The organism is Rheinheimera sp. ATLC3, from assembly GCF_059429535.1.
Genome location: NZ_CM182103.1, coordinates 2541085 through 2562144 on the forward strand (window position 1 = coordinate 2541085; position 21060 = coordinate 2562144).

A 21060-nucleotide genomic window follows, 5' to 3' on the forward strand; every position below is an offset into this window, starting at 1 on the left:
AATTTTCACGTTTATTGGGTATATATTAACCAGGAGTATTTAATGGCAACAATCAACCAGCTAGTGCGTAAGCCGCGCAGCCAGAAGGTAGCCAAGAGCACCGTTCCGGCGCTTGAAGCTTGCCCGCAGAAGCGTGGTGTTTGTACCCGTGTATACACCACTACACCTAAGAAGCCAAACTCAGCATTACGTAAAGTATGCCGTGTTCGTTTAACCAACGGATTCGAAGTTTCTTCTTATATTGGTGGTGAAGGCCACAACCTGCAGGAACACAGTGTTGTTCTGATTCGCGGTGGCCGGGTAAAAGACCTGCCAGGTGTGCGTTACCACACCGTACGCGGCACATTAGACTGTGCTGGCGTTAAAGATCGTAAACAAGCCCGTTCTAAGTACGGCGCAAAACGGCCTAAGAAATAACGGTACTCCGTTAGTAAGGCCAAACTAAACAACTTTTTTTCTTTATGTATTAAAAGTTTTGGAATCACCTGAAGCAATCGGAGTTACGAATGCCAAGAAGACGCGTCATAGGTCAACGTAAAATTCTTCCAGATCCTAAGTTCGGAAGTGAATTACTTGCCAAATTTGTAAACGTCGTTATGGTCGACGGTAAAAAATCTACAGCCGAATCAATTGTATACGGCGCATTAGAATTAGCAGCTACTAAGTCTAAGAAAGAACATTTAGACATTTTTGAAGTTGCACTGGACAACATTCGTCCTACAGTGGAAGTTAAATCACGTCGTGTTGGTGGTTCTACCTACCAGGTACCATGTGAAGTACGCCCTGTACGTCGTAATGCTCTGGCAATGCGTTGGTTAGTTGAGGCTGCCCGTAAACGTGGTGAAAAATCAATGGCTCAGCGTTTAGCTGGTGAAATGCTTGATGCTGTTGAGAACAAAGGTTCTGCGGTTAAGAAACGTGAAGACGTTCACCGTATGGCCGAAGCGAACAAAGCGTTCGCGCATTTCCGCTGGTAAGCTTTGCTTAAAGAGGATTAATTGTGGCACGTACAACCCCAATAGAACGCTACCGTAACATTGGTATTTGTGCGCACGTCGATGCGGGTAAAACAACTACGTCTGAACGTATTCTGTTTTACACGGGCCGCTCTCACAAGATCGGTGAGGTTCATGACGGTGCTGCTACTATGGACTGGATGGAGCAGGAGCAGGAGCGTGGTATTACTATCACCTCAGCTGCGACGACGACATTCTGGGCTGGTATGCAGCAGCAATTTGAACAGCACCGTATCAACCTGATTGATACCCCGGGACACGTTGATTTCACTATCGAAGTAGAGCGCTCTTTGCGCGTACTGGATGGTGCTGTCGTTGTGCTCTGCGGTTCATCAGGTGTTCAACCGCAAACAGAAACGGTATGGCGTCAGGCCAACAAGTATGAAGTTCCGCGGATGATCTTTGTGAACAAGATGGACCGTACCGGTGCCAACTTCCTGCGCGTGGTAAAACAAGCGCAAACGCGATTAAACAGCACCATAGTGCCAATTCAGCTGCCGATAGGCGCTGAAGATGACTTCAAGGGCGTAATTGACCTGATTAAAATGAAGGCCATCAACTGGAATATGGAAGATCAGGGTATGACGTTCACTTATGAAGACATTCCAGCCGATATGGTTGACGAGTGTAACGAGTGGCGGCAGAACATGATTGAAGCGGCTGCCGAAGCCAGCGAAGAGTTAATGGAGCGCTATTTAGAGGGTGAAGAGTTCTCTGAAGAAGAGATCCGTCAGGCCCTGCGTGACTTAACGCTTCGTAATGAAGTGGTATTAGTAATGTGTGGTTCTGCCTTTAAAAATAAAGGCGTTCAGGCGATGCTGGATAATGTTATTTATTATCTGCCATCACCAACCGAAGTGAAAGCCATTACCGGTATCAATGAAGACGAGACAGAAGGTGAACGTCACTCTAGTGATGATGAACCTTTCTCAGCTTTGGCGTTTAAAATCGCAACCGATCCTTTCGTCGGTACTTTGACTTTCTTCCGAGTTTATTCGGGTGTCATCAATTCAGGTGATACGGTGTACAACCCGGTAAAACAGAAGAAAGAGCGCATAGGCCGTATCGTGCAGATGCATGCCAATGCACGCGAAGAGATTAAGGCAGTTTGTGCCGGCGATATCGCTGCTGGTATAGGTTTTAAAGACGTAACCACCGGGGACACCTTATGTGACCCAGAGCATGTTATTACACTGGAACGGATGGAATTTCCGGAACCGGTGATTTCTGTTGCAGTAGAGCCAAAAACGAAAGCTGATCAGGAAAAGATGGGGATAGCGCTGAGTAAACTGGCTGCTGAAGATCCGTCTTTCCGTGTCCATACTGACGAAGAAACCGGCCAGACAATTATCTCTGGCATGGGTGAATTGCACCTTGATATTATCGTCGACCGTATGCGTCGTGAATTCAAAGTAGAAGCTAATGTGGGTAAACCGCAGGTTTCTTACCGCGAGACACTGCGAGCAGCAACGGAAGTCGAAGGTAAATTTGTTCGTCAGTCAGGTGGCCGAGGTCAGTTTGGTCACTGTTGGCTGAAAATTGAGCCGCAGGAAGAAGGTGCTGGTTACGAGTTCGTTAACGCCGTAGTCGGTGGGGTAATTCCAAAAGAATATATCCCAGCTATCGACAAAGGTGTTCAGGAGCAGATGAAGAACGGTGTTCTCGCTGGCTATCCGGTAATTGACGTTAAAGTTACTGTGTTTGACGGTTCGTACCACGATGTTGACTCAAACGAAATGGCGTTTAAAATTGCTGCTTCGATGGGCTTCAAGAAAGGTGCACTGCAAGCTAAGCCGGTTATTCTTGAACCGATTATGAAAGTTGAGGTGGTAACACCGGAAGACTTCATGGGTGATATTGTTGGTGACTTAAACCGTCGCCGCGGTATTATAAACGGTATGGAAGATGCACCTGGTGGTATCAAAATCGTTGATGCGCATGTGCCGCTCTCTGAAATGTTTGGTTATGCAACCAACATGCGTTCGTTAAGTCAGGGTCGCGCTTCATATTCAATGGAACCATTGAATTATGCAGAAGCACCCAGCAACGTGACAGAAGCGATTATCGCTGCGCGTAAAGCATATTAATAACTTAGTTTGGCCTGCTAAGGCAGGCCGCAATTAAATAAAGAAGGGTCTATTCATGGCTAAGGCTAAATTTGAACGTAGTAAACCGCACGTAAACGTAGGCACCATCGGTCACGTTGACCATGGTAAAACTACCTTAACAGCTGCAATCACCAACGTACTGGCTAAGACTTACGGCGGTCAGGCGTTTGCTTTCGATCAAATCGACAAAGCACCAGAAGAAAAAGCACGTGGTATCACGATCAACACCTCACACGTTGAGTACGATACCCCGACTCGTCACTACGCGCACGTAGACTGCCCAGGCCACGCTGACTATGTTAAGAACATGATCACTGGTGCTGCGCAGATGGACGGCGCTATTCTGGTAGTAGCGGCAACTGACGGCCCAATGCCACAAACACGTGAGCACATCCTGTTATCACGTCAGGTAGGCGTACCGTACATCATCGTGTTCATGAACAAATGTGACATGGTAGATGACGAAGAGCTGTTAGAGCTGGTAGAGATGGAAGTACGTGAGCTTCTGTCAGACTACGACTTCCCAGGTGATGACCTGCCAGTAATCCGTGGTTCAGCGCTGAAAGGCCTGGAAGGCGATGCAGAGTGGGAAAAGAAAATCCTGGAGCTGGGTGAAGCACTGGATACTTACATCCCTGAGCCAGTACGTGCGATTGATAAGCCATTCATCATGCCAATCGAAGACGTATTCTCAATCGCGGGTCGTGGTACAGTAGTAACAGGCCGTGTAGAGCAAGGTATCATCAAAGTTGGTGAAGAAGTTGAAATCGTAGGTATCAAAGATACGACTAAGACAACTTGTACTGGTGTTGAGATGTTCCGTAAGCTGTTAGACGAAGGTCGTGCAGGTGAGAACATTGGTGCGCTGTTACGTGGTACTAAGCGTGAAGACGTAGAGCGTGGTCAGGTACTGTCTAAGCCAGGTTCAATCAAGCCACACACTAAGTTTGAAGGCGAAGTGTACGTACTGTCAAAAGAAGAAGGTGGCCGTCATACACCATTCTTCAAAGGCTACCGTCCACAGTTCTACTTCCGTACAACAGACGTAACGGGTTCAGTAGAGTTGCCAGAAGGCGTAGAAATGGTAATGCCAGGCGACAACCTGAAGTTTGTTGTTGAACTGATTTGCCCAATCGCGATGGACGAAGGTTTACGCTTCGCGATCCGTGAAGGCGGCCGCACAGTAGGTGCTGGCGTAGTATCAAAAATCCTGGCTTAATAAGCTGAGATTGAAAAAGGCCCTGCGGGGCCTTTTTTGTTGCCTGCAATCCATACCAGGTCCATTCAAACACTTGTTTGAATATTCAAGCTGTGCCATGCTCTAACTCATCCGTCCAGTTTCAGAGGCATTGAACATGAGCCAGTACACAGCACCGCTTAATGATATTTGTTTTAACCTATTTGATGTGTGGCAGCTAGATCAGTACTGGCAGCAGCAATCTCAGCTGGCAGATCTTATCGAGCCAGACACTGCCAAAGCTATTCTGGAAGAGGCAGCAAAAATTTGTGAGCAACAAATCGCGCCCTTTACCCGTGCCGCCGACGCCACAGGTGCTCAGCTTCGTGATGGCAAAGTCGAGTTGCCTGAGCATTATCATGCTGCTTATAAAAGCCTAAGCGAAGGTGGCTGGACCAGTTTAAGCGGCGCGCCGGAATATGGCGGTATGGGTATGCCAAAAGCATTGTCGATGATGGTCGATGAAATGCTCTGCAGCGCGGATATTGCCTTTTCACTCTATCCCGGCCTCACTGCCGGCGCCTGTGTTGCATTGCTGCAACATGCTGACGATGAAACTAAAGCACTGTATTTACCGAAAATGTATAGCGGTGAATGGAGCGGTACTATGTGTTTGACTGAAGCGCATGCTGGCTCAGATCTGGGTATTATGCGCACCAATGCTAAACCGGCATCGGATGGTAGTTACCGCATCAGTGGCAGTAAAATCTTTATCACCGCCGGCGAGCATGACCTCACCAGTAATATTATCCATTTGGTGTTAGCCAAGCTACCTGATGCACCGGCTGGCAGCCGAGGCATATCGCTGTTTTTAGTGCCGAAATATTTACCTGATGTAAATGGCGAACCAGGAGAGCGCAATACAGTATCAGTAGGGTCTATAGAGCATAAGATGGGTATTAATGGTTCGGCGACCTGCGTGCTGAATTTCGATGAAGCAAGGGGGTATCTGATTGGCGAGCCACACCGTGGTTTGGCCTGTATGTTCACTATGATGAATTATGAGCGTTTATCGATGGGTAGCCAGGGGCTTGGCGCTGCGGAGCGCGCTTACCAGAATGCACTCGTTTATGCTAAGGAGCGGCTGCAGGGACGTATTGCCGAAAAAGACGCTAATAAAGCCGAGCCTATTATTATTCACGCTGATGTCCGACGTATGCTGTTAAACGTTAAAGCGATGAATGAAGCCGGCCGTACTTTTGCTACCTGGGTCGCATCGTTACTGGACAGGGCCAAATACGATAATTGCGCGCAGTCGGCGCAGCGTGCCAATTTACTCACGCCAATCGCCAAAGCTTTTATGACTGACCAGGGTTTTGATGCCTGTGTTACTGCGCAGCAGGTGTTTGGTGGCCATGGTTACATTAAAGAGTGGGGTATGGAACAGCTGGTGCGCGACGTGCGTATTGCGCAAATCTACGAAGGCACCAACGGCATTCAGGCTGCCGATTTTATGTTGCGCAAAGTTGCATCCGATCAGGGCAATGCACTGTTCTCACTATTGGCAGACATAAAACAGGAGATCTCAACCAGCGGGATGTCAGAAGCACAGGTACTTGCATCTTACATTGACGAATTGATAGTAGTATCGCAGACGCTACTTGACTGTCATTCAACAACGCAGAGCGCTCAGGCATGTGATTATCTGGCAGCAGTGTCATATGTGCTGTATGGCTATATGTGGTATAAAAGTCTCTGTGCAATCAAAACTGCGGATTGCACTGATGTTTTCAAACAGAGTAAACAACATACCGCAGCATACTTTTTTCAGCGAATACTGCCAAAAGTAAAAGGCTTATTCGCATTGTTAAGCCAGGATACAGCAGTACTGGATACGATGACACCAGAGCATTTTTAAAAGGAACTACAGATGAGACTACTGTTCGGCATGTTGCTGTTATTCACTTTCGAAATGCATGCCGCTGATGCTTTAGACAAACGCCTCAAAGCCGAACAGTGGGACTCATACGCGCCCTTTACGTTACTGCCACACCACACTAATTATTTAATGCCAGTGACATATGTCGATGGTATAGCACCGACTATCCAGCGTGATGGCGTCACGGCGCGATCTGATAATGTTGAAGCGAAGTTCCAGCTCAGCCTGAAAACGCCATTATGGAGCAAAATCTATAACGACAATGGGTATCTTTTTTTTGCGTTTACTCAGCAAGCATACTGGCAAGCTTACAACAGCGACATTTCCTCACCTTTTCGTGAGACTAATTATGAGCCGGAGCTTATCTTACTGATCCCGCATTATAAGAATTATGAAGAGGCTGCCAGTCGAATTATTGGTGTCAGTCTTTCTCACCAGTCTAATGGCAGGGCAGGTCAATTATCCCGAAGCTGGAACCGGCTGAAGCTTAGTTGGGTGACCTCTGTTGGCAATGTGTTTATTAATTTCGAGCCCTGGTATCGCTTCAAAGAACAGAGAAAAGAAACACCTGAAGATCCAAAAGGTGATGATAACCCGGATATAACCGAGTACATGGGCTGGTTTGAACTATCAGCGGCTTACAAACAGGAGGACGCCACCTGGCGTTTAATGCTGCGCAATAATCTGCGTAGTGATAATAAAGGTGCTGTGAGGTTGTCTTATTCCCGGCCGTTTAATCAGCACATCAGACTTTATGTGGAGTTTTTTAATGGCTATGGTGAGAGCCTGATAGATTATAATCGCTCAGTCACCCGTTTTGGCATCGGCTTTGAGTTAAACGATATTCTATAGCGTAAATTTTAACCAATGCTTGCGTTATCTGTTGATTTCAGTATAATGCGCGGCCAGTCGATACAATTCTGACTGGCTCGTTAGTTAATCATTTGAATTAATTAACGCTTACAGTGCTCCCGATTGGGGAGCAAACGTAACTTAGGTGCATGGGCATCCCCACATTAGTGGTTGGATAGCTTGTGTGTATTTTTGCTCTTTTTGCTCTTTAGAGGCTTTGATACATGAGTAATCAAAGGATTCGCATCCGTCTGAAAGCGTTCGATCACCGTTTGATCGATCAGTCAACTATGGAAATCGTTGACACAGCTAAGCGTACGGGCGCACAGGTTCGTGGTCCTATCCCACTTCCTACTCGCCAGGAACGTTTCACTGTATTGATTTCTCCTCACGTAAACAAAGATGCGCGTGATCAGTACGAAATCCGTACCCACAAGCGTTTAATCGACATCGTTGAGCCAACAGAAAAGACTGTTGATGCACTGATGCGTTTAGATCTGCCTGCTGGTGTTGACGTTCAAATCAGCCTGGGCTAATCAGACAGGTTTATAGAGAGGTTTAGGAAATGGCTATCGGTCTAATCGGTCGTAAAGTGGGAATGACCCGCATCTTCACTGAAGATGGCGTATCAATTCCAGTAACCGTAATCGAAGCGACACCAAACCGTGTAACTGCAGTTAAAACTGCAGAAACAAACGGTTACAGCGCACTGCAGGTAACTGCTGGCACTGTTAAGGCAAACCGCCTGAACAAGCCAGATGCCGGTCACTTTGCAAAAGTTGGCGTTGAAGCGGGTCGTGGTCTGTGGGAATTCCGCCTGGCAGATAACGAAGGTGCTGACATTGCTGTTGGCAGCGAAATTACGGTAGAAATCTTCGCTGAAACGAAGAAAGTTGATGTAGTTGGTACATCAAAAGGTAAAGGTTTTGCTGGTGCTGTTAAGCGCTGGAATTTCCGTACTCAGGATGCTACTCACGGTAACTCTTTATCACACCGTGCACCTGGTTCAATTGGTCAGAACCAATCACCAGGTAAAGTATTCAAGGGTAAAAAAATGGCTGGTCACTTAGGTGCTGAGCGCGTAACCGTGCAGTCACTGGAAGTGGTTCGTGTAGACGCAGAACGTAACCTGCTGTTAGTTAAAGGTGCAGTACCTGGCGCTATCGGTGGTGACGTGATCGTTAAACCAGCTGTTAAAAGCTAACGTCTGAGGAGATAAGTGATGGAATTAGCATTACGAGACGCTCAGGGCGTTCTTGAAGTTTCCGAAGCTACCTTTGGACGTGAGTTTAATGAAGCTTTGGTTCATCAGGTCGTTGTAGCTTATGCTGCCGGCGCCCGTCAGGGTACCCGCGCTCAGCTGACACGTTCTGAGGTGCGCGGTGGCGGTAAGAAGCCATGGCGTCAAAAAGGTACTGGCCGTGCGCGTGCTGGTACAATCCGCAGCCCAATCTGGCGCGGAGGCGGTGTGACATTTGCGGCTAAGCCACAAGATCACAGCCAGAAAGTAAACCGTAAAATGTATCGTGGTGCGATCCAAAGCATCCTGTCTGAATTAGTGCGTCAAGAGCGTTTAATCGTGGTGGAAAATTTCGCCGTTGATACGCCTAAGACCAAAGATTTAACTGCAAAGTTAAAAGCTATGGACTTAAAAGACGTGTTAATCGTGACTAACGAAGTGGATGAGAACCTGTTCTTATCTGCACGTAACCTGTACAAGGTAGACGTGCGTGACGTACACGGTATCGACCCGGTCAGCTTAATCGCATTCGACAAAGTGTTAATGACTGCTGCTGCAGTTAAGCAACTTGAGGAGCTGTTAGCATGATCCGCGAAGAACGTTTACTGAAAGTTATTCTGGCACCACACGTTTCTGAAAAGAGCACTGTGTCTGCTGAAAAACACAATACAGTCGTTTTCAAGGTAGCCACTACTGCGACTAAAGCTGATGTTAAAGCAGCAGTTGAAAAACTGTTCGAAACAGAAGTAGTCGGTGTGCGTACTGTTAACGTTAAGGGTAAAACCAAGCGCACTGGTATGCGTGTTGGCAAGCGTAGCGACTGGAAAAAGGCCTACGTAACTCTTAAAGAAGGCAGCGAAATCGATTTCGTTGGCGGCGCTGAGTAAGAAGAGGAGTTAGGAAATGGCACTTGTTAAGTGTAAACCTACATCACCAGGTCGTCGCCACGTATTAAAAGTGGTTAACCCAGACCTGTACAAAGGTAAGCCTTATGCTCCTTTGTTAGAGAAAAATTCAAAAACTGGTGGTCGTAACAACAACGGTCGTATCACTACCCGTCATATCGGTGGTGGTCATAAGCAGCATTACCGTTTAGTTGACTTCAAACGCAACAAAGATGGCATTCCAGCCAAAGTTGAGCGTTTAGAGTACGATCCAAACCGTACTGCTAACATCGCACTGGTGTTATACGCAGACGGCGAGCGTCGTTACATTCTGGCCCCTAAAGGCCTGAAAGCTGGCGATACAGTGATTTCTGGTATGGAATCACCTATCAAAGCCGGTAACACGCTGCCACTGCGCAACATCCCAGTTGGTCAGGTAGTACACAACATCGAAATGAAACCAGGTAAAGGTGGTCAGTTAGCTCGTTCTGCTGGCGCATTTGTACAGATCCTGGCTCGTGACGGTGAGTACGTAACTCTGCGTTTACGCAGCGGTGAAGTACGCAAAGTATTAGCAGATTGTCGCGCGACTATCGGTGAGATCGGCAACGCGGAACATATGCTACGTCAATACGGTAAAGCTGGTGCTATGCGCTGGCGCGGCGTTCGCCCAACCGTACGTGGTGTGGTAATGAACCCGGTTGATCACCCACACGGTGGTGGTGAAGGTAAAACTTCTGGTGGTCGTCACCCAGTTACACCATGGGGCGTACCAACGAAGGGTTACAAAACTCGTTCAAACAAGCGTACTGATAAACTTATCGTACGTCGTCGTGATAAATAATTTGTGAGGAATTGCCATGCCACGTTCTCTCAAGAAAGGTCCATTTATTGACCTTCACTTGCTGAAGAAGGTAGAGAAAGCGTTGGAAAGCGGTGACAAGAAGCCTATTAAGACTTGGAGCCGTCGTTCAATGATCATACCTGATATGATCGGTTTGACCATCGCTGTCCATAATGGTCGTCAACATGTACCTGTGTTCGTCTCTGAAGAGATGATTGGTCACAAGTTAGGTGAATTTGCACCTACTCGTACCTACCGTGGTCATGCAGCCGACAAAAAGGCCAAGAAGCGCTAAGGGGTAAATGATGCAAGCATTAGCTAAACACAAATTTGCCCGTTCTTCTGCACAAAAAACTCGTCTGGTTGCTGACCAGGTTCGTGGTTTGTCAGTTGAGAAGGCGTTGAATGTATTAACTTACAGCCCGAAAAAAGCTGCACAGTTAGTCAAAAAGGTTCTTTTATCAGCCATTGCAAACGCGGAGCACAATGAAGGCGCCGATATTGATACGCTGAAAGTTAAGACAATCTTCGTTGACGAAGGTCCGTCTATGAAACGTATCAAGCCACGCGCTAAAGGTCGTGCTGACCGTATCGTCAAGCGTACCAGCCACATCACTGTGGTTGTAGCTGATAACTAGGAGAGAAGAGAATGGGACAGAAAGTACATCCTAATGGTATTCGCCTAGGTATCACTAAGCCATGGAGCTCTACCTGGTTCGCGAATACGAAAGACTTCCCGGATTTCTTAAACGGTGACTTTAAAGTTCGTCAGTACCTGACAAAAGAACTGAAAGCCGCGTCAGTTAGCCGGATCGATATTGAACGCCCTGCGAAAAGCATCCGTGTGACTATTCACACTGCGCGTCCAGGCGTAATCATCGGTAAAAAAGGTGAAGATGTTGAAAAAATCCGCAAGCAAGTAGCTGCCATCGCTGGCGTACCTGCGCAGATTAACATCTCTGAAATCCGTAAGCCTGAGCTGGATGCTAAATTAGTTGCTGATTCAATCAGCAGCCAGTTAGAGCGTCGTGTTATGTTCCGTCGCGCGATGAAGCGTGCGGTGCAAAACGCAATGCGTATCGGTGCTAAAGGTATCAAAGTTGAAGTTAGCGGCCGTTTAGGCGGCGCAGAAATCGCTCGTTCAGAGTGGTACCGCGAAGGCCGTGTGCCTCTGCACACTCTGCGTGCTGACATCGATTACAACACCTCAGAAGCACTGACTACTTACGGTATCATTGGTGTTAAAGTGTGGATTTTCAAAGGCGAGATCTTAGGTGCTCTGCCATTGAACAACAACACCAACAACGCCAACAATAACAACCAGCCTAAAGCGCCGAAAAAACCGGCACGTAAGGCTAAGTAGGGGTATTGAGCGATGTTGCAACCAAAACGTACAAAATTTCGTAAAGTGCACAAAGGTCGTAACCGTGGTTTAGCCCTGGTTGGCGATAAAGTATCTTTCGGTACTTACGCACTGAAATCTGTAGAACGTGGTCAAATGACTTCACGTCAAATCGAATCTGCACGTCGTGCTATGACGCGCGCTGTTAAGCGTGTTGGTAAAATCTGGATCCGTGTGTTCCCAGACAAGCCAATCACTGCTAAGCCGCTGGAAGTACGTATGGGTAGTGGTAAAGGTTCTGTTGAGTACTGGGTATGTCAGATTAAACCTGGCAAAGTACTGTACGAAATGGACGGTGTGTCTGAAGAATTAGCGCGTCATGCTTTCAGCCTGGCAGCTGCTAAACTTCCATTTAAGACAACCTTTGTAACGCGGACGGTAATGTGATGAAAGCCAGCGAATTAAAAGCGAAAAGTGTTGAAGAGTTAAACGCTGAATTACTGGGCTTATTACGTGAGCAGTTCAACCTGCGCATGCAATTAGCTACTGGTCAGTTAGCTCAAACGCATTTATTTAAGCAGGTGCGTCGTGATATCGCGCGCGTTAAGACCATCTTAACCGAGAAGGCAGGTGCGTAATGAGTGAAACTAATACTCGTACACTGCAAGGTAAAGTGATCAGCAACAAAATGGACAAGTCTATTACTGTTGCTATCGAACGTTCAGTGAAACACCCAATCTATGGGAAGTTCATTAAGCGTACTACCAAGCTGCACGTACATGACGAAACCAATCAGTGTAAAGAAGGCGACGTAGTCACTATCCGTGAATGCCGTCCGCTGTCTAAGACTAAGTCTTGGACTCTGGTTGCTGTAGTCGAGTCAGCATCTTAATTCGTTAAGATGTTAAAAAGCGGCTCCTTCTGGAGCCGCTTTTATTTTGAGCTACCTTTTTGCCAAGAGTGCTGTTATAATCACGCGCCCTCTTGTCAGGGGGTAGTTTTATATTTAAGCAGCGTAACCCGTGAGGGTTATTTAGTAGAATAGCGGAGCACTAAGATGATCCAGATGCAATCTATGCTGGAAGTCGCAGACAACAGCGGCGCGCGCAGCGTAATGTGTATTAAGGTCTTAGGTGGTTCGCATCGCCGTTATGCTGCAATTGGTGACATCATCAAAGTTACTGTGAAAGAAGCAATTCCTCGCGGTAAAGTTAAAAAAGGTGATGTACTGAATGCAGTGGTGGTGCGTACAGCAAAAGGCGTACGCCGTCAGGACGGTTCTTTGATCCGTTTTGATCGCAATGCAGCAGTGTTGTTAAACAGCAAGCTGGAACCGATCGGCACTCGTATTTTCGGGCCTGTTACACGTGAACTTCGTGGCGATAAGTTTATGAAGATCGTGTCTCTGGCACCAGAAGTACTGTAAGGAGTCACCATGGCTAGTAAAATCCGTCGTGATGACGAGGTTATTGTTCTTACTGGTAAGGACAAGGGTAAGCGCGGCAAAGTTACTAAAGTTTTAGTTGCTGAAGGTCGTGTTTACGTTTCTGGCGTTAACCTGGTTAAAAAGCATCAGAAGCCTGTACCGGCTCTGAACCAACCAGGCGGTATCGTTGAGAAAGAAGCCTCAATTCATGTTTCAAACGTAGCGATTTTTAACTCTAAAACGGGTAAAGCAGATCGCGTAGGTTTCCGCCTTGAAGATGGTAAAAAAGTCCGTTTCTTCAAGTCGAATAACGAAGTAATTTAATTGCTATTGGAGTAATACGATGGCGAAACTGCATGAAATTTATAAAGACACCGTAGTCCCAGAACTGTTTAAGCAGTTCGGCTACACCAGCGTCATGCAAGTCCCTCGGATTGTTAAAATCACGCTCAATATGGGTGTGGGTGAAGCCGTAGCTGATAAAAAGATCCTTGAGAACGCTGTAGCAGATTTAACTGCTATCGCCGGCCAGAAACCTCTGGTAACTAAGGCTCGTAAGTCAGTAGCTGGTTTCAAAATCCGTGAAGGCTACCCTATTGGCGCGAAAGTGACCCTGCGCGGCGAACGTATGTGGGAATTTTTAGAGCGTTTAGTCTCTATTGCTATCCCGCGTATCCGTGACTTCCGTGGTGTAAACCCGAAGTCGTTCGATGGCCGTGGTAACTACAGCATGGGTGTACGTGAGCAAATCATTTTCCCAGAAATCGACTATGACAAAGTAGACGCAGTACGTGGTTTAGATATCACTATTACGACTACCGCGCGTACCGATGACGAAGGACGTGCTTTACTTGCCGCGTTTAACTTCCCATTCAAGAAATAAGGTGTAGGGTCATGGCAAAACAATCAATGAAAGCACGTGAAGCAAAGCGTGCACAACTGGTAGCCAAATTCGCTGCAAAGCGTCATGAACTGAAAGATACCATTGCTAATCCAGCGACTTCTGACGAAGACCGTTGGGCAGCGGTTCTGAAGTTACAGACGTTGCCGCGTGATTCAAGCCCTTCGCGTCAACGTAATCGTTGTCGTGTAACAGGTCGTCCACACGGTTACCTGCGTAAGTTCGGCATGAGCCGGATCAAGGTCCGTGAAGCGGCGATGCGCGGTGAAATTCCTGGCCTTCGTAAGGCTAGCTGGTAAGAATCACGGGAGTAACGAGCTATGAGTTTGCAAGATCCAGTAGCGGATATGTTTACTCGCATTCGCAACGGCCAGTCAGCCAATAAAGTTGCGGTTAAGATGCCATCTTCAAAACTGAAGGTATCTATTGCGAAAGTATTAAAAGACGAAGGTTACATCGCCGATTTCGCAGTTTCTGGTGAATCAAAACCAGAACTGGAAGTTACTTTAAAGTACTTCCAGGGCAAATCTGTAATTGAAACTATCGATCGTGTTAGTCGTCCAGGCCTGCGCATCTATAAGAAGCACGGCGAATTACCTAAGGTAATGGGCGGTTTAGGTGTGGCCATCGTGTCAACATCTAAAGGACTAATGACTGACCGCGCAGCGCGCAAGGTTGGTATCGGTGGCGAAATCATCGGCTACGTAGCGTAACGGAGGTAGTAATCTATGTCTCGTGTTGCTAAGGCCCCAGTCACTATTCCAGCCGGCGTTACTGTTACGCAAAAAGGCCAGGTAGTGTCATTCAAGGGCAAAAACGGCGAGTTAGCACTAGATGTTAACCCGGCAGTTGAAGTTGTGGTTGATGGTAACGTTTTACGTACCAACCCACGTGACGGCTTCGACGGCGCTAACGCGCAAGCGGGTACTGCCCGTGCGTTAATCAATAACCTGGTTACCGGTGTAACTGAAGGCTTCACACAGAAGCTGGAGCTGGTTGGTGTTGGTTACCGTGCGAAAGCAGAAGGTAAAGTGTTGAACCTGAGCCTGGGCTTTTCTCACCCAGTGGTGTTCCAGGTACCTAACGGTATCACTATTGAAACACCAAGCCAGACTGAAGTCGTGGTAAAAGGTGCTGACAAGCAATTAGTTGGTCAGGTTGCCGCTAACATCCGGGCATACCGTAAACCAGAGCCTTACAAAGGCAAAGGTGTGCGCTATGCAAATGAAAACGTGCGTCGTAAAGAAGCGAAGAAAAAGTAGGGTAGGACGATGGATAAGAAACTTGCTCGTCTGCGCCGTGCCAAACGCACTCGCAGAAACATTATCGAACAAGGTGCGAATCGCCTGGTTGTACACCGTACACCACGTCACATCTACGCCCAGCTTATCGCACCAAATGCTGAAGTGATTGCTGCAGCTTCTACAGTAGAAGCTTCAATCAAAGACTCACTGAAGTACACTGGTAACGTAGACGCTGCTAAGGCTGTAGGTAAAGCGATTGCCGAACGCGCAGTAGCCAAAGGCGTTACTGCTTGTGCTTTTGACCGCAGTGGCTTCCAGTATCATGGTCGCGTACAAGCTCTGGCTGACGCGGCGCGTGAAGCCGGTCTTCAGTTCTAGGAGTAGCTCATGGCTAACGAAGAAACTAAACAACAATCTGATTTACAAGAGAAGCTTGTTGCAGTAAACCGCGTGTCAAAAGTTGTTAAAGGTGGTCGGATTTTCTCTTTCACCGCTTTGACCGTAGTTGGTGACGGTAATGGTCGCGTTGGTTTTGGTTATGGTAAAGCACGTGAAGTTCCAGCTGCTATTCAAAAGGCAATGGAAAAAGCACGTCGCAACATGACTCAGGTTGAGTTAAACGGTAACACGTTACACCACCCAACTCGTGGTGTTCACTCAGGTTCGAATGTTTACATGCAGCCTGCTGCTGAAGGTACTGGCTTGATCGCCGGTGGTGCAATGCGCGCCGTACTGGAAGTTGCTGGTGTACAGAACATTCTGTCTAAGTGTTACGGCTCAACTAACCCAATCAACGTAGTTCGCGCAACTATCAATGCTTTGGCGTCTGTAAAGTCGCCTGCACAGGTAGCTGCTAAACGCGGTTTACGCGTTGACGACATTCTGGGGTAATCTGCCATGGCGAAGAAGACAATTAAAGTAACCCAAACGAAGTCAAGCATCGGTCGTTTGCCGAAGCACAAGGCTTCGTTAACAGGGTTAGGTTTACGCCGCATCGGTCACACTGTTGAAGTTGAAGATACACCTTCAGTTCGCGGTATGATCAACGCTGTGTATTACATGGTTAAAGTGGAGGAGTAATTGATGTTATTAAATACTATTGCTCCGGCACCTGGTGCCAAGAAAGAAAAGCGTCGCCTTGGTCGTGGTATCGGCTCTGGCTTAGGCAAAACCGGTGGCCGTGGTCACAAAGGTTTGAAATCACGCTCTGGCGGTTCAGTTCGTCCAGGTTTCGAAGGCGGTCAAATGCCTCTGAAACAGCGTTTGCCTAAGTTCGGTTTCACTTCTCAGAAATCTCTGGTTTCTGCAGAAGTACGCCTGCACGAACTGGCTGCGGTAAACGGTGATGTAGTTGATCTGGCTAGCCTGATGGAAGCTAACATCATCGCTCGTACTGTTAAGTTCGCTAAAGTTGTGCTGTCTGGCGAGATCTCTCGCCCGGTAACCGTTAAAGGTTTAGGCGTAACTAAAGGTGCACGTGCAGCAATCGAAGCCGCTGGCGGTAAAGTCGAAGAATAATAAGGATAGTACGCGATGGCTAAACCAGGTTCGGACTCAAGAAGTGCAAAAGGCGGTTTCAGCGAGCTGAAAGCCCGTCTGTTATTTGTACTTTTGGCCATAATCGTTTTTCGGTTAGGCTCCTTTGTGCCAATTCCTGGAATTGACGCCGCCGTGCTGGCTCAGTTATTCGAGCAACAAAAGGGCACCATCGTTGAAATGTTTAACATGTTCAGCGGTGGCGCACTTGAGCGTGCTTCGGTGTTTGCGTTGGGCATTATGCCCTACATCTCTGCCTCTATTATTGTTCAGCTGTTAACGGTAGTTCACCCTGCCATGGCAGAACTGAAAAAAGAAGGTGAAGCTGGAAAGCGCAAAATTAACCAGATGACGCGCTACGGTACTTTAGGTTTAGCAACGTTACAGGCCATTGGTATTGCCACTGGCCTGCCTAACATGATGCAAGGGTTAGTCATTAACCCGGGCTTTGCATTTTACTTCACAGCGGTAATCAGTTTGGTTACCGGTACCATGTTCTTAATGTGGTTAGGTGAGCAAATTACAGAGCGCGGCATCGGTAATGGTATTTCGTTGCTGATCTTTACCGGTATTGTTGCCGGCTTCCCGTCTGCCATTGGTCAGACGATAGAGCAGGCACGTCAAGGCGATTTGCACTTTTTACTGTTAGTTGCAATTGGTGTTATCGTGGTTGCGATTACCTGGTTTGTGGTGTTCTTTGAACGCGGCCAGCGTCGTATTGTGGTTAATTACGCTAAGCGTCAGCAGGGCCGTCAGGTGTTTGCCGCGCAAAGCAGCCATTTGCCGTTAAAAGTGAATATGGCCGGTGTAATTCCACCAATCTTTGCATCTAGCATTATTCTGTTCCCTGGAACGATAGCCAGTTGGTTTGGTTCAGGTGAAGGCGTGGTAGCTAACTTCCTGCAGGAATTAGCGTTAACATTATCTCCGGGACAACCGTTGTATATGATGTTATACTCCGCGGCCATCATTTTCTTCTGCTTCTTCTATACCGCGCTGGTATTTAATCCACGCGATACAGCGGATAACCTGAAGAAATCTGGTGCCTTTATCCCTGGTATTAGACCTGGTGAGCAGACATCAAAATACATTGATAAAGTGATGACGCGGTTAACCTTAGCAGGCGCGCTGTACATTACCTTTATCTGTTTGGTTCCTGAGTTCATGATGGTAGCGTGGGACGTTCAGTTCTACTTCGGCGGTACATCATTGCTGATTATCGTTGTCGTTATCATGGACTTTATGGCACAGGTACAGACCCATCTGATGTCGCATCAGTATGATTCTGTGCTTAAAAAGGCAAATCTTAAAGGCTACAGCCGTTAAGATAGTTTGCGGAGTTAAGTTATGAAAGTACGAGCTTCCGTTAAGAAGATCTGCCGTAACTGCAAAGTGATCAAGCGTAATAACGTAGTTCGCGTAATTTGCAGTGAGCCGAAGCATAAACAGCGCCAAGGCTAATAGCAGAATAAAACTGATACTGCGGGCTGAACTTTTGGGTTTAGCCCCTTTATCGTTTGCAATGTAAGCGCCATTTGAGTATCCTTACGGGCTTTTCAAATTGGCATCTTTAAACTCTATTAAAGGAGAACGTTAGTGGCCCGTATCGCTGGCATTAACATCCCCGATAATAAGCATGCGGTCATCTCTTTGACCTATGTTTATGGTATCGGTAAAACCCGCGCTAAATCGATTTTAGCTGCAGTGGGTATCGAAGAAAGTACTAAAATTGCGTCTTTATCTGATGCACAGTTAGATACACTTCGTGACGAAGTTGCTAAGTACACCGTTGAAGGTGACTTACGCCGTGAAATCACATTGAACATTAAGCGTTTAATGGACTTAGGTTGCTACCGTGGCCTGCGCCACCGTCGTAGTCTGCCAGTTCGTGGACAGCGCACTAAAACTAATGCGCGTACCCGTAAGGGCCCACGTAAAGCGATTAAGAAATAAGGTGATTCGACATGGCTAAAGCACCAGTTCGTACTCGTAAACGGGTAAAAAAGCAAGTTTCTGACGGTATGGCTCATATCCATGCTTCTTTCAACAACACCATCGTGACGATTACTGATCGTCAGGGTAATGCGCTGTGCTGGGCGACTGCCGGCGGTTCAGGTTTCCGTGGTTCACGTAAATCTACTCCGTTTGCTGCTCAGGTAGCTGCAGAGCGTGCAGGTACTGCTGCGCTGGAATATGGTGTTAAAAACCTTGAAGTGTTTGTGAATGGCCCAGGCCCAGGCCGCGAATCAGCGATTCGTGCTCTGAACGCCGCTGGTTACAAGATCACAAATATCACCGACGTGACGCCAATCCCACACAACGGATGCCGTCCACCTAAAAAACGTCGCGTGTAATTACAGCGCTTCACGGATTATTGGAGAAAGAAGATGGCAAGATATTTGGGTCCTAAGCTCAAACTAAGTCGTCGCGAAGGTACAGACCTGTTCCTGAAAAGCGGCGTAAGAGCAATCGATTCAAAGTGTAACTTAACCACAGCACCTGGTCAGCACGGCGCACGTCGCGGTCGCTTATCAGACTACGGTTTGCAGTTACGCGAGAAACAAAAAGTACGTCGTATTTATGGCGTATTAGAGAAGCAGTTCCGTAACTATTACAAGGAAGCTGCTCGTTTGAAAGGTAATACCGGTGAAAACCTGCTGCAGTTGTTAGAGTCACGTTTAGACAACGTAGTATACCGTATGGGCCTGGCCAGCACTCGTGCAGAAGCGCGTCAGCTGGTGAGCCACAAGGCAATCATGTTAAATGGTCGCGTGGTTAACGTTCCGTCACATACTGTATTACCTGAACAAGTGATCTCTGTTCGTGAGAAGGCTAAAAAGCAAGCCCGTATCGGTGCTGCGCTTGAAGTTGCTGCACAACGTGAGAAGCCAACTTGGATCGAAGTAGACAACACGAAGCTTGAAGGCGTATTTAAGCGTCTTCCAGAGCGTTCAGACCTGTCTGCGGACATCAACGAACAGTTAATCGTCGAGCTTTACTCTAAGTAAGGCTAATTGTTAAGAGAGGATACAATGCAGGGTTCTGTCACCGAATTCCTTAAGCCGAGATTAGTTGGTATCGAAAAAATCAACCCAACTCGTGCCAAAGTTACTTTGGAACCACTTGAGCGCGGTTTCGGGCATACCTTGGGCAACGCGTTACGTCGTATTCTGCTTTCGTCTATGCCGGGTTGTGCTGTGACTGAAGTTGAAATTGATGGCGTTCTCCATGAGTACAGCGCCAAAGAGGGTGTGCAGGAAGATATTATTGATATCCTTCTGAACCTGAAAGGCCTAGCCGTTCGCCTGGAAGACAAAGATGAAGTCACACTGACTTTGACGAAAAAAGGTGCCGGCCCTGTAACAGCTGGAGATATCCAGCATGGCGACGGTGTGGTTATCGTCAACCCTGACCATGTAATCTGCAACCTGACCGGCGAAACTGAATTCAGTATGCGCCTGAAAGTGCAACGTGGTCGTGGTTATGTGCCTGCATCAGCGCGTTTGTCCTCAGATGATGACGAGCGTCCTATTGGTCGTCTGTTACTGGACGCGTCTTTCAGCCCGGTTGAGCGTATTGCTTATTCGGTTGAAGCGGCCCGTGTTGAACAGCGCACTGACCTGGACAAACTGATCATCGATATGGAGACCAACGGCACAGTCGAGCCAGAGGAAGCCATTCGCCGCGCAGCGACAATTCTGGCAGAACAGCTAGAGTTCTTCGTAGAACTGCGCGATAAGAGCGAACCGGAAAAACGCGAAGAGAAGCCGGAGTTTGATCCGATTCTGTTACGTCCGGTCGATGATTTGGAATTAACAGTTCGTTCTGCTAACTGCTTGAAGGCAGAGCAGATTCAGTACATTGGTGATCTGGTTCAGCGTACCGAGGTTGAGTTACTTAAAACCCCTAACCTGGGTAAAAAGTCGCTTACCGAAATCAAAGACGTGCTGGCATCACGCGGTTTATCACTGGGCATGCGCCTGGAGAACTGGCCGCCAGCGAGTCTGGTAAATAAAGACTAATCAGATACCAGTTTCTGGTTTAGTGAGAAGGAATAGATCATGCGCCATCGCAAGAGTGGTCGTCAATTAAACAGGAACAGCAGCCACCGTACGGCAATGTTCCGCAACATGGCAAGCTCGTTGGTGAAGCACGAAATCATCAAAACGACTTTGCCTAAAGCTAAAGAGTTACGTCGTGTGATTGAACCGTTGATCACACTGGCAAAGAACGACAGCGTTGCAAACCGCCGTCTGGCTTTCGCCCGTACTCGTGATAAAGAAGTAGTTGGTTTGTTATTCAACGTGTTGGGTCCGCGTTATAATGCGCGTCCAGGTGGTTACACTCGTATTCTGAAGTGTGGCTTCCGTGCCGGTGATAACGCACCTATGGCTTACATCGAATTAGTCGATCGTCCAGAAGTGGATGCACTGCCAGTTGAAGAAACTGCAGCTGAATAAGCTATAACCGAATAAAAAACCGGGCTGATGCCCGGTTTTTTTATGCCTGTTTGTTTTTCCTCCGTACTGCCCTTATGATTTGATTTCATTT

At 47.5% G+C, this 21060-nt stretch carries 34 protein-coding genes; all 34 read left to right on the top strand.

Annotation, left to right across the window (positions count from 1 at the left end; genetic code table 11):
• Positions 1-42 precede the first annotated feature (42 nt).
• The 34 genes from rpsL to rplQ all read left to right on the top strand — a co-directional run bounded on the left by rpsL (position 43) and on the right by rplQ (position 20969).
• Positions 43-417, top strand: a complete 375-nt coding sequence (gene rpsL / locus AC5SV9_RS11730) for a 30S ribosomal protein S12 (protein ID WP_019677787.1) — start codon at positions 43-45, stop codon at positions 415-417.
• A gap of 89 nt (positions 418-506) precedes the next feature.
• Positions 507-977, top strand: a complete 471-nt coding sequence (rpsG, locus tag AC5SV9_RS11735; RefSeq protein ID WP_134059768.1) for a 30S ribosomal protein S7 — start codon at positions 507-509, stop codon at positions 975-977.
• Between the two features lie 23 nt (positions 978-1000).
• Positions 1001-3103, top strand: coding sequence for an elongation factor G (fusA, locus tag AC5SV9_RS11740; RefSeq protein WP_475153346.1), 2103 nt, complete (start codon positions 1001-1003; stop codon positions 3101-3103).
• Between the two features lie 55 nt (positions 3104-3158).
• Positions 3159-4343: an elongation factor Tu gene (gene tuf / locus AC5SV9_RS11745; RefSeq protein WP_134059789.1), complete on the top strand. Its 1185-nt coding sequence runs from the start codon at positions 3159-3161 to the stop codon at positions 4341-4343.
• Positions 4344-4479: 136 nt separating this feature from the next.
• Positions 4480-6219, top strand: coding sequence for an acyl-CoA dehydrogenase family protein (locus tag AC5SV9_RS11750; RefSeq protein ID WP_475153344.1), 1740 nt, complete (start codon positions 4480-4482; stop codon positions 6217-6219).
• A gap of 12 nt (positions 6220-6231) precedes the next feature.
• Entirely contained in the window at positions 6232-7092 is an 861-nt protein-coding gene (locus tag AC5SV9_RS11755; protein ID WP_475153343.1) for a phospholipase A, read from the top strand.
• Between the two features lie 224 nt (positions 7093-7316).
• Entirely contained in the window at positions 7317-7628 is a 312-nt protein-coding gene (gene rpsJ, locus AC5SV9_RS11760) for a 30S ribosomal protein S10 (protein WP_008899121.1), read from the top strand.
• Positions 7629-7657: 29 nt separating this feature from the next.
• Entirely contained in the window at positions 7658-8296 is a 639-nt protein-coding gene (gene rplC, locus AC5SV9_RS11765) for a 50S ribosomal protein L3 (RefSeq protein ID WP_134059736.1), read from the top strand.
• Between the two features lie 18 nt (positions 8297-8314).
• The gene (gene rplD, locus AC5SV9_RS11770; RefSeq protein ID WP_008224494.1) at positions 8315-8920 is read left to right on the top strand and encodes a 50S ribosomal protein L4; all 606 of its coding nucleotides are present in this window, start codon (positions 8315-8317) and stop codon (positions 8918-8920) included.
• The gene (gene rplW / locus AC5SV9_RS11775) at positions 8917-9219 is read left to right on the top strand and encodes a 50S ribosomal protein L23 (protein WP_134059733.1); all 303 of its coding nucleotides are present in this window, start codon (positions 8917-8919) and stop codon (positions 9217-9219) included. Before rplD ends, rplW begins: the two co-directional genes overlap by 4 nt.
• 16 nt (positions 9220-9235) lie before the next feature.
• The gene (gene rplB, locus AC5SV9_RS11780; RefSeq protein ID WP_475153341.1) at positions 9236-10060 is read left to right on the top strand and encodes a 50S ribosomal protein L2; all 825 of its coding nucleotides are present in this window, start codon (positions 9236-9238) and stop codon (positions 10058-10060) included.
• Between the two features lie 16 nt (positions 10061-10076).
• Positions 10077-10355, top strand: a complete 279-nt coding sequence (gene rpsS / locus AC5SV9_RS11785; RefSeq protein ID WP_008950795.1) for a 30S ribosomal protein S19 — start codon at positions 10077-10079, stop codon at positions 10353-10355.
• Positions 10356-10365: 10 nt separating this feature from the next.
• Entirely contained in the window at positions 10366-10698 is a 333-nt protein-coding gene (gene rplV, locus AC5SV9_RS11790; RefSeq protein WP_475153359.1) for a 50S ribosomal protein L22, read from the top strand.
• Positions 10699-10709: 11 nt separating this feature from the next.
• Positions 10710-11423, top strand: coding sequence for a 30S ribosomal protein S3 (gene rpsC / locus AC5SV9_RS11795; RefSeq protein ID WP_008224489.1), 714 nt, complete (start codon positions 10710-10712; stop codon positions 11421-11423).
• Between the two features lie 12 nt (positions 11424-11435).
• Positions 11436-11849, top strand: coding sequence for a 50S ribosomal protein L16 (rplP, locus tag AC5SV9_RS11800; protein ID WP_134059727.1), 414 nt, complete (start codon positions 11436-11438; stop codon positions 11847-11849).
• The gene (rpmC, locus tag AC5SV9_RS11805) at positions 11849-12040 is read left to right on the top strand and encodes a 50S ribosomal protein L29 (protein WP_008224486.1); all 192 of its coding nucleotides are present in this window, start codon (positions 11849-11851) and stop codon (positions 12038-12040) included. Before rplP ends, rpmC begins: the two co-directional genes overlap by 1 nt.
• On the top strand, positions 12040-12294 hold the full coding sequence (gene rpsQ, locus AC5SV9_RS11810; protein WP_068238321.1) for a 30S ribosomal protein S17: 255 nt from the start codon (positions 12040-12042) through the stop codon (positions 12292-12294). Before rpmC ends, rpsQ begins: the two co-directional genes overlap by 1 nt.
• A gap of 165 nt (positions 12295-12459) precedes the next feature.
• A complete protein-coding gene (gene rplN / locus AC5SV9_RS11815) occupies positions 12460-12828 on the top strand; it encodes a 50S ribosomal protein L14 (RefSeq protein WP_475153339.1) in 369 nt (122 codons plus the stop codon).
• Positions 12829-12837: 9 nt separating this feature from the next.
• The gene (rplX, locus tag AC5SV9_RS11820; RefSeq protein ID WP_215399480.1) at positions 12838-13152 is read left to right on the top strand and encodes a 50S ribosomal protein L24; all 315 of its coding nucleotides are present in this window, start codon (positions 12838-12840) and stop codon (positions 13150-13152) included.
• A gap of 19 nt (positions 13153-13171) precedes the next feature.
• Entirely contained in the window at positions 13172-13711 is a 540-nt protein-coding gene (gene rplE / locus AC5SV9_RS11825) for a 50S ribosomal protein L5 (RefSeq protein WP_027672153.1), read from the top strand.
• An 11-nt stretch (positions 13712-13722) separates the two neighbouring features.
• Positions 13723-14028 carry a 30S ribosomal protein S14 gene (gene rpsN / locus AC5SV9_RS11830; RefSeq protein WP_134059719.1) on the top strand — a complete coding sequence of 102 codons (306 nt, stop codon included), beginning with the start codon at positions 13723-13725 and terminating at the stop codon, positions 14026-14028.
• 21 nt (positions 14029-14049) lie between these two features.
• Entirely contained in the window at positions 14050-14442 is a 393-nt protein-coding gene (rpsH, locus tag AC5SV9_RS11835) for a 30S ribosomal protein S8 (protein ID WP_475153338.1), read from the top strand.
• Positions 14443-14457: 15 nt separating this feature from the next.
• Entirely contained in the window at positions 14458-14991 is a 534-nt protein-coding gene (gene rplF, locus AC5SV9_RS11840) for a 50S ribosomal protein L6 (RefSeq protein WP_134059713.1), read from the top strand.
• Between the two features lie 9 nt (positions 14992-15000).
• The gene (gene rplR, locus AC5SV9_RS11845) at positions 15001-15351 is read left to right on the top strand and encodes a 50S ribosomal protein L18 (RefSeq protein WP_068238302.1); all 351 of its coding nucleotides are present in this window, start codon (positions 15001-15003) and stop codon (positions 15349-15351) included.
• 9 nt (positions 15352-15360) lie between these two features.
• Positions 15361-15864, top strand: coding sequence for a 30S ribosomal protein S5 (rpsE, locus tag AC5SV9_RS11850; protein WP_475153336.1), 504 nt, complete (start codon positions 15361-15363; stop codon positions 15862-15864).
• Between the two features lie 6 nt (positions 15865-15870).
• Positions 15871-16053 (top strand): 50S ribosomal protein L30, encoded by a 183-nt coding sequence (gene rpmD, locus AC5SV9_RS11855; protein WP_027672159.1) that lies wholly within the window; start codon positions 15871-15873, stop codon positions 16051-16053.
• A 3-nt stretch (positions 16054-16056) separates the two neighbouring features.
• Positions 16057-16491: a 50S ribosomal protein L15 gene (rplO, locus tag AC5SV9_RS11860; protein ID WP_134059710.1), complete on the top strand. Its 435-nt coding sequence runs from the start codon at positions 16057-16059 to the stop codon at positions 16489-16491.
• 15 nt (positions 16492-16506) lie between these two features.
• Entirely contained in the window at positions 16507-17835 is a 1329-nt protein-coding gene (gene secY / locus AC5SV9_RS11865) for a preprotein translocase subunit SecY (RefSeq protein WP_475153335.1), read from the top strand.
• Positions 17836-17856: 21 nt separating this feature from the next.
• Complete coding sequence (rpmJ, locus tag AC5SV9_RS11870) at positions 17857-17970, top strand: 50S ribosomal protein L36 (protein WP_008950799.1); 114 nt, start codon at positions 17857-17859, stop codon at positions 17968-17970.
• A gap of 135 nt (positions 17971-18105) precedes the next feature.
• A complete protein-coding gene (rpsM, locus tag AC5SV9_RS11875) occupies positions 18106-18462 on the top strand; it encodes a 30S ribosomal protein S13 (protein ID WP_027672162.1) in 357 nt (118 codons plus the stop codon).
• Positions 18463-18473: 11 nt separating this feature from the next.
• Complete coding sequence (rpsK, locus tag AC5SV9_RS11880) at positions 18474-18863, top strand: 30S ribosomal protein S11 (RefSeq protein WP_027672163.1); 390 nt, start codon at positions 18474-18476, stop codon at positions 18861-18863.
• Positions 18864-18896: 33 nt separating this feature from the next.
• The gene (gene rpsD, locus AC5SV9_RS11885) at positions 18897-19517 is read left to right on the top strand and encodes a 30S ribosomal protein S4 (RefSeq protein ID WP_134059704.1); all 621 of its coding nucleotides are present in this window, start codon (positions 18897-18899) and stop codon (positions 19515-19517) included.
• Positions 19518-19541: 24 nt separating this feature from the next.
• Complete coding sequence (locus AC5SV9_RS11890) at positions 19542-20531, top strand: DNA-directed RNA polymerase subunit alpha (protein ID WP_008224458.1); 990 nt, start codon at positions 19542-19544, stop codon at positions 20529-20531.
• A 39-nt stretch (positions 20532-20570) separates the two neighbouring features.
• Complete coding sequence (rplQ, locus tag AC5SV9_RS11895) at positions 20571-20969, top strand: 50S ribosomal protein L17 (protein WP_027672166.1); 399 nt, start codon at positions 20571-20573, stop codon at positions 20967-20969.
• The last annotated feature ends 91 nt before the right edge of the window (positions 20970-21060 follow it).